The sequence below is a fragment of the Pseudomonas sp. PB120 genome, assembly GCF_009761815.1.
GTDB lineage: Bacteria > Pseudomonadota > Gammaproteobacteria > Pseudomonadales > Pseudomonadaceae > Aquipseudomonas.
Window position 1 is genome coordinate 1 of record NZ_RWIN01000019.1, and the last position, 8056, is coordinate 8056.

Annotated in this window: 5 protein-coding genes; all 5 read left to right on the plus strand. The window is 62.7% G+C overall.

Features of this window, described 5'->3' with window-relative positions; all coding sequences use genetic code 11:
- Positions 1-623 precede the first annotated feature (623 nt).
- The 5 genes from EJA72_RS02760 (at position 624) to EJA72_RS02780 (ending at position 7608) form a co-directional block, all read left to right on the plus strand.
- Positions 624-1811, plus strand: a complete 1188-nt coding sequence (locus EJA72_RS02760) for an acyl-CoA dehydrogenase family protein (RefSeq protein ID WP_157710013.1) — start codon at positions 624-626, stop codon at positions 1809-1811.
- 78 nt (positions 1812-1889) lie between these two features.
- Entirely contained in the window at positions 1890-2912 is a 1023-nt protein-coding gene (locus tag EJA72_RS02765; RefSeq protein WP_157710014.1) for a ferredoxin--NADP reductase, read from the plus strand.
- Between the two features lie 32 nt (positions 2913-2944).
- Positions 2945-4558: a FadD3 family acyl-CoA ligase gene (locus EJA72_RS02770; protein WP_157710015.1), complete on the plus strand. Its 1614-nt coding sequence runs from the start codon at positions 2945-2947 to the stop codon at positions 4556-4558.
- A gap of 97 nt (positions 4559-4655) precedes the next feature.
- The gene (locus EJA72_RS02775) at positions 4656-6302 is read left to right on the plus strand and encodes a DUF1302 domain-containing protein (protein ID WP_157710016.1); all 1647 of its coding nucleotides are present in this window, start codon (positions 4656-4658) and stop codon (positions 6300-6302) included.
- Positions 6303-6375: 73 nt separating this feature from the next.
- The gene (locus EJA72_RS02780) at positions 6376-7608 is read left to right on the plus strand and encodes an NADH:flavin oxidoreductase (RefSeq protein ID WP_157710017.1); all 1233 of its coding nucleotides are present in this window, start codon (positions 6376-6378) and stop codon (positions 7606-7608) included.
- Positions 7609-8056: the final 448 nt, after the last annotated feature.

The following is an 8056-nucleotide window of genomic DNA, read 5'->3' on the forward strand; positions in this document are numbered from 1 at the left end:
AGCCTGCTGGCGATGGACGTCAACGATAACGCGCCCTGTCTGGATGATCGCGGTGTCTGGGCATTCATCGCCAGCAGGCTGGCTCCCACATTTGATTGGGGTGTGGCAGAGAGAGATCAGTTGACTACAAAGCCTCATCGCCAGCAGGCTGGCTCCCACAGGGGGAATGCGTGCGCCAGAAGAATCAGGTCGGCTTTCAGGCCGCCTCGCCTCGCTTTTGATTTGGCTTTTGATTTTCTTGCCCCCTCGAGAGGCCGAGTGGAGGTTCTGCGCAGTGGGCAACCCGGCATGGATGCCGGGTTAGCCGCCCCCGGCCATGGATGGCCGATGGCGGCGGGCCCACGGAGCAGGACCGGAGCGAGGGCATGCCGAGCCTTGGCGAGGCACCGAACGAAAGGGGCAAGAGCCCTTGGTTACTTGGGGCTTTTCCAAGTGACTCGCTGTAAAAGCGAAACCGCCAGTCGCCGTTACCAAAAAAACGGATATACACCCAATCCCACTGCCATCGCTCAAAAAAATCCAACCCCACCCCTAGTCCGCTTTGACGATGAATGATTCCCCGCCCAATCCGATGATCCATCACAACTCGCGCACTGGCGCAGTGAGATCGGGAGAATTGAGTGATGCACAGCATGCGAGAAAAGACCCAGGACGAACGTGATCTGCTGGAACGTGCACGCCGCCTCGTGCCGGCGCTCAAGGCACGCACCGCACAGGCCGACCGGGACCTGAAGGTGCCGGAAGAAAGCGTGGCCGAGTTGCAGTCCGCCGGTTTGCTGCGGGCCTTGCAGCCGCGGGCATTCGGTGGTTATGAAGTGGACCCGCGCACCTTCTTTGAAATCCAGACCATCCTCGCCGAGGGCTGCATGTCCACGGCCTGGATCTACGGCGTGATGGGGGTTCACCCTTGGCAACTGGCGCGCTATCCGATCGAAGCCCAGCGCGATGTCTGGGCCGATGACCACAGCACGCTGATCTGCTCGACCTACATGCCGGCGGCCAAAGTCACGGTGGTGGAGGGCGGTTACCGCATCAGCGGGCGCTGGGGTTTCTCCAGCGGCAGCGAGCACTGCCAATGGATTTTCCTCGGCGGCATCCTGCCACCGGATGGCGACCTCGCCGCCGAGCACGGCACCTTCCTGCTGCCGCGCAGCGACTACCAGATCGAGCGTAACTGGGACGTGCTGGGCCTGCGCGGCACCGGCAGTCATGACATCGTGGTCGAGGATGTGTTTGTCCCGGCCCATCGCGTGCAGCGCACCAATAACTGGACCCTCGAAGCAACGCCCGGACGCCTGGTCAACACCAACCCGATCTACGCGATCCCGTTCGCCCAAGTGTTCTCCCGTGCGGTCTCGACCTCGGCCATCGGCGCCCTGCAAGGCGCGATCAACGAGTTCCGCGACAACGCCGCCAAGCACATTGGCAAGCATGGCGCCCGGACCGCTGACGATCCGGTGGCTCAAACCGCCGTGGCCGAAGCGATGATCACCGTCGACGGCCTGCGCCTGGTGCTGGAACGCAATTACGAACACCTCATGACCCTGGCCCGTGCCGGCGAATACCCGGACACCGAGACGCGCCTGCTGTATCGCTACCAGTCGGCCTACGTGACCAACATCTGTGCCGAACGCGCCAACGACCTGCTGCGCAGCATGGCTGCCTCGGGGTTGTACAACACCAACCCGGTGGCGCGCCTGTTCCGCGACCTGCACCAGGCACGTGGCCACATCGCCAACAACTACATGGCGTACGGGCGCAGTTACGGCGCGGTGATGCTGGGCCTGCCCAACCCGGACCCGTACGTCTGAGGCAATTGCCCCGTTTCGATACCCCTGGGTTTCCGCCTGTCCGCGTACTGCGGGCAGGTGGTCATGAGTACCTGACCTATGAACAATTATCTTGCCCTGCGCGTGGCACAAGTGATCGAGGAAACCGCCGATGCGCGGTCCCTGGTGTTCGACGTGCCCGAGCATCTGGGCGAACTCTTTCGCTACAAGCCCGGCCAGTTCCTGACGCTGCGCGTGCCCTTCGAGGACGGCTGGCTGCCCCGTTGCTACTCATTGTCCAGCACGCCGTTGCTGGATGAACCGTTGCGGGTAACGGTCAAGCGCGTCAATCAAGGGCGCGCGTCGAACTGGCTGTGCGGTGAGTTGCAGGCTGGCCAGACCCTGGAAGTGTTGCCACCGGCCGGGGTGTTTGTGCCACGCAACCTGGACAGCGACTTGCTGCTGTTCGGCGGCGGCAGTGGCGTCACCCCGGTGCTGTCGATTTTGCGTTCGGCATTGCTCGCGGGCAGCGGGCGAATCCTGCTGATCTACGCCAACCGCGATGAAGCCTCGGTGATTTTCAAGGATGAGCTCAAAGCGTTGGCCAGCGCTCATCCGCGTCGCCTGCAAATCGTCCATTGGCTCGACTCGGTGCAGGGCGTCCCGAGCGTCGGCCAACTGGCCGAACTGGCGCGGCCGTTCATCGATGCCCACGCGTTCATTTGTGGACCGGGCCCGTTCATGGACGCGGTCGTCAGCGCCCTCGGCGATCTGGGCATGCCCAACGGTCGGGTGCACGTCGAGCGTTTCGTCTCGCTGCCCGGCGAAGGCGAGCTGCCGTTGGCGTCCAGCAGCGAAGCCGCCGTGGCTGCTCAGTTGGCGGTGCACCTGGATGGCGTCGATTACCAACTGGCCTGCGACAGCGGCGAAACCGTGCTAACCGCGATGGAGCGTGCAGGTCTGAACCCGCCTGCGTCCTGCCGTGTCGGTGGCTGCGCCTCGTGCATGTGCAAGCTGGAAAGCGGCGATGTCGAGCTGCTGCACAACGATGCACTGGATGCGGACGATCTGGCTGAAGGCTGGATTCTGGCCTGCCAGGCCGTGCCCACCACAGCGCAATTGAACATCCGCTTTCCCGAATGACGTCCCCGAATGATGCCGAGCCAGAGCCTACGATGAATCAGAGCCTGAACCTTGCCACGCCCTTGAGCGCCGCCCCTGTCACCCTGGCCCAGTTGGTCTTCAGCAGTGCCGAACGCTTCGCCGGGCGCACCGCCATCGAGGAAAACGGCCAGCTCATCGACTATGCCCAATTGCCCGAACGCGTCATGGCTTTCGCCCGGGGCCTGATGGCCCTGGGCATCCAGGCCGGTGACCGGGTCGGCGTCTGGGCGCCGAACAGCGGTGAATGGATCCTCGCGGCGCTGGGCATTCAATGCGCCGGCGCGGTGCTGGTGCCAATCAACACACGCATGAAAGGCCTTGAGGCCGCCGATGTGCTGGAGCGCAGCGGCTGCCGGTTGCTGTTTGTCCAGCAGCGTTTTCTCGAGGTGGACTACCCGGCGCTGCTCGCACCCCATCGGCCGGCGAGCCTCGAACACCTGGTGATAATTGACGGCGACACGCCTGGTCAATCTTCGGACCTGACGCTTGAACAGTTCCTGCTCGGCGCGGCGACCATCGAAGCCGAGAGTGCCAAACGCCGTGCGCTGGCGGTCGGCCCCGAAGCCATGTGCGATCTGTTGTTCACCTCGGGCACCACCGGCAAACCCAAAGGCGTGATGAGTGGCCATGGCCAGAATCTGCGGGCGTTCACCGAATACGTCAAAATCCTCGGCCTCGTGCCGGGCGACCGCTACCTGATCGTCAACCCGTTTTTCCACGCCTTTGGCTACAAGGCCGGCTGGCTGACGTGCCTGATTGGCGGCGCGACCATCCTGCCCCACGCGGTGTTTGATGCCGAAGCGGTGTTCCAGCGCATCGCCCGCGAGCGCATCAGCGTACTGCCCGGCGCGCCGACGTTGTACCTGTCGCTGTTGGCCCATCCGCAACTCAAGCACACCGACCTGTCGAGCCTGCGCATCGCGGTGACCGGCTCGGCGAGCATTCCGCCGAGCCTGATCGAGCGCATGCGCAACGAGCTGGGATTTGCCGTGGTCACCACCGCCTACGGCCTGACCGAGTGCGGCGGCCTGGCGACCATCTGCGATCCGCAGGATTCGGCGCAAGTGATCGCTGGCACCAGCGGCCGGCCGATTGCCGGCACCGAAGTGAGCATCCGCGACCCGCAGAACGTGGCGCTGCACGCAGGGCAAACCGGCGAGATCTGCCTGCGCGGGTTTCACGTCATGCAGGGCTATTTCGAGAATCCCGAAGCGACCCGCGAAGCCATCGATGCCGAAGGCTGGCTGCACACCGGCGATGTCGGACGCCTGGATGAGGCGGGCAACCTGATCATCACGGATCGCCTGAAGGACATGTTCATCGTCGGCGGTTTCAACTGTTACCCGGCGGAAATTGAAGCGGCGCTGATCCGGCACCCGGCGATTGCCCAGGTGGCGGTGATCGGTATTGCCGATGAGCGCATGGGTGAAGTCGGGTGTGCCTGCGTGGTGCTGCGCGAGGGCGAAGCACTCGACGAGTCGCAACTGATCGCCTGGAGTCGCGAGCAAATGGCCAATTACAAGGTGCCGCGCCAGGTGCGTTTCTTCAACGCGTTGCCACTCAACCCGTCGAGCAAGGTCGCAAAAAACGAACTGCGCGCATTGGTCAGCAACGTTCGGGCGTGAGGCGCGCTCTTCTCACCAAATGGACGATGTGCGCCGCAGCGGTTGTTTTCATGCTGCGGTGGCACAAGCAAAAAACAACAACAAAAAGGAGAGGAGCATGTTTACTCAAAACACGGTTGCGCGCCATTCAGGACACAGGGTGGGCGGGCGCTGCCTGTTGGCAACGGCCATCAGCGTTGGCAGTGCCACGGCCTATGCGGCACCGACGATTGAGCTGGGGGAAAACACCACGCTGGACTCGTCGCTGACGGTCAACTACACGGCTTCGATGCGCACCGCCAAGCAGGCCAATCAATACCTAAACGATCCGAATAACGACGACGGCACGCGCAACTTCAAGCGCGGGTCCTTGATCAACAACCGTCTGAGCCTGTTTGGTGAACTGCAACTCAAGCACGAAAACCTCGGTGCGGTGGTGCGCGGCAGTGATTTCTATGACGACGCCTATCACCAGGACAATGCCAACGACTCACCGGACACGGTGAACAAACTGGGCCGCCACGATGACTTCAGTGACAAAGCTCGCCAGTTGAGTGGCGGCACGGCGCGGCTGCTCGATGCCTACGTGTATGGCAACTTTGATGTCGGCGACACCCAGTACTTGTCGCTCAAGGCCGGGCGGCACCTGGTGGCCTGGGGCGAGAGCCTGTTCTGGCCCAACATCAGCCAGGGTCAGGCCCCGGTCGATGCCACCAAGTTCAACGTGCCCGGCACCGAGGCCAAGGATTCGTACCTGCCAGTGGGGCAGGTGTCCGGTTCGTGGTCGCTGAATGAAAACCTGGCGCTGTTGGGTTACTACCAATACAAGTGGGAGAAGACCCAGCTCAACCCGGTGGGCGACTACTTCGGCAGCGACACCTTCGGTCCCGGTGCCGAGTTCTTTCGCCTGGGCAGCGGTGTGGTTGACAGCTTGCCCAACGGTGCGGCGGTCACCTATGCCGGTGAGAAAGACGCCAGCGACAGCGGCCAGTGGGGCCTGGGCATGCGTTATCGGTTGACCGAGAACACCGAGGTCGGGCTGTTCCATTACCGCTACAACGAGCACATCGGCTCGCTGTTCTTCGACTTCACCGGCAACACCCAATATTCCTCGCTCAACAGCATTGGCCATAAAGGCAATGCGATGACCTATCGCCTGGGTTACTTCGAGGGCGTCGAGCTTACCGGGGTCAGCTTCAGTTCCAAGGTCGGCGATTCGGTGCAGTACGCTGGCGACCTGAGCTACCGCGACGGTGCCTCGGTCTACCTGAGCAACGGCGCGCCGACCACCGGGCAGATCTGGCAGGGCAACCTCAACGCCATGTACATCCTGGGCCCAAGTTTCCTGGCGCACCAGACCACGTTCATGGGCGAAGTGGTGCACCAACACATTGCCAGCGTCGACAGCCTGACGATCACCGGCGGTGGCGCCGGCGTGGACGGCACGTTCGACCAGTTCGAATCGAAGACCCAGACCCGCGGCTCGACCCTGCTCGGCGTTGGCGCGTACATGGACTATCCGTCCATTGCCACCGGCCTGGACCTGAGCACCAAAGTGGTATGGACGCAGAACGTCGACGGCAGCGCCTATCAGGGCCTGGGCCGTGACGAGAAGCGCCTGACTGTGGGCGGCGACTTCAAGTACCTGGGCAACTTCCAGATCGGCATGACTTACGTCGCCTACCTGAGCTCGCCGGATGTCGCCCAGGGCCGCCTGCTGGCTGACCGCGATTACCTGTCGCTCAACGCCAAATACACCTTCTGATGATCATGGCTGCGTCGCGCCAAGGCGGCGCAGCCTTCGTTTGTAGCCTGATAACAACAAAGAGAGGCACCCCATGAACCCTCGTCCGACCCCGTCACCGTTCAGCCCGTTTACGATTGGTCCGTTGACCCTGAAAAACCGCTTCATCAAGTCCGCCACCAACGAAGGCATGAGTGTTCAGGGCGTGCCTTCCCGGCAACTGGTCAAGCTGCACTCGGACCTGGTCGCCGGTGGCATCGCCCTGACCACCGTGGCCTACTGCGCGGTGAGCCTCGATGGCCGCACCTTGCCCAACCAATTGACCCTGACCCAGGCCAGCCTGCCGCACTTCAAGGCCCTGACCGATGGGGTGCACGCGTCCGGTGGCCTGGCCAGCGCGCAGATTACCCATGGCGGCTGCTTTACGTTTATCCGTGAGCGCTCGACCAAGCGTCCGCTGTCGGCCAGCGGCGGCTTCAACAAGATCGGCCTCATGAGCGGCATGTTGCTCAAGCAGGCGATGAACGAAGGTGACATGCAGCAAGTGGTGCGCGACTTCGCCCAAGGCGCGCGCCTGGCACGCCAGGCCGGTTTCGATGCCGTGGAAATCCACATGGGCCACGGCTACTTGCTCAGCCAGTTCATTTCGCCGATGTACAACAAACGCCGCGACCAGTACGGCGGCAGTCTGGAAAACCGCCTGCGTTTCCCGCGCCGGGTGTTGCGTGCGGTGCTGGATGCGGTTGGCCAGGACATGGCGGTGATCTGCAAGTACAGCGTCACCGAAGGCGTGCGCGCCGGTAACAGCGCCGAAGACGGGGCGCAGATCGCCCGCATGCTGGAAGACGAGGGCGCGCATTTGCTGGTGCTCAGCGCGGGGATGAACGCCGAGTCGATCACCACCATGTTCGGCTCCTCGTTCCCCAAGGAAAACCGCGTACAGCAGAAGAACAAGATCATTGCCCTGGCGATGGCCATCCAGCGCCGCAAAGAACCGACCGTGGAATTCCGTGAGCTGTATTTGCTGGAACATGCGCGCAAGGTGCGTGCGGCGGTGAAGATGCCACTGGCGTATCTGGGCGGAGCGAAGAGTCTGGCGAGCATCGAGACACTCATGGCCGAGGGTTTTGACCTGGTTGCCATGGGGCGGGTGTTGTTGGCTGAGAATGATTACGTCAACAAGCTTGAAACGGGTGTTAGCCGTGATTCGATTTGTACGGCGTGTAATCGGTGTGTGGCGATGATGTATACGCCGGGGGGGACTTCATGTGTGTTGGGTAAGCCTGGGGATGCGGAGATGAATAGTCAGCCTGCTGGGGGGCGCTGATTCCATTGGGTGTATATCCATTTCTGCGGTAACGGCGGCTATTGGTTTCGCTTTTACAGCGAGTCACTTTGGAAAAGCCTGCGCGGCCCGGCACAAAGTAACCAAAGGGCTCTTGCCCCTTTCGTTCGGTGCCTCGCTATGGCTCGGCATGCCCTCGCTCCGGTCCTGCTCCGTGGGCCCGCCGCCATCGGCCATCCATGGCCGGGGGCGGCTAACCCGGCATCCATGCCGGGTTGCCCACTGCGCAGAACCTCCACTCGGCGTGAGGGGGCAAGAAAATCAAAGCCAAATCAAAAGCGAGGCGAGGCGGCCTGACAGCCGACCTGATTCTTCTGGCGCACACTTTCCCCCCTGTGGGAGCCAGCCTGCTGGCGATGAATGCACAGACACCGCGATCATCCAGACAGGGCGCGTCATCGTTGACGTCCATCGCCAGCAGGCTGGCTCC

Coding starts and splice junctions, on each gene's coding strand:
- EJA72_RS02760 (WP_157710013.1), top strand. CDS start 624: ATGCACAGCATGCGAGAAAAGACCCAGGACGAACGTGATCTGCTGGAA.
- EJA72_RS02765 (WP_157710014.1), top strand. CDS start 1,890: ATGAACAATTATCTTGCCCTGCGCGTGGCACAAGTGATCGAGGAAACC.
- EJA72_RS02770 (WP_157710015.1), top strand. CDS start 2,945: ATGAATCAGAGCCTGAACCTTGCCACGCCCTTGAGCGCCGCCCCTGTC.
- EJA72_RS02775 (WP_157710016.1), top strand. CDS start 4,656: ATGTTTACTCAAAACACGGTTGCGCGCCATTCAGGACACAGGGTGGGC.
- EJA72_RS02780 (WP_157710017.1), top strand. CDS start 6,376: ATGAACCCTCGTCCGACCCCGTCACCGTTCAGCCCGTTTACGATTGGT.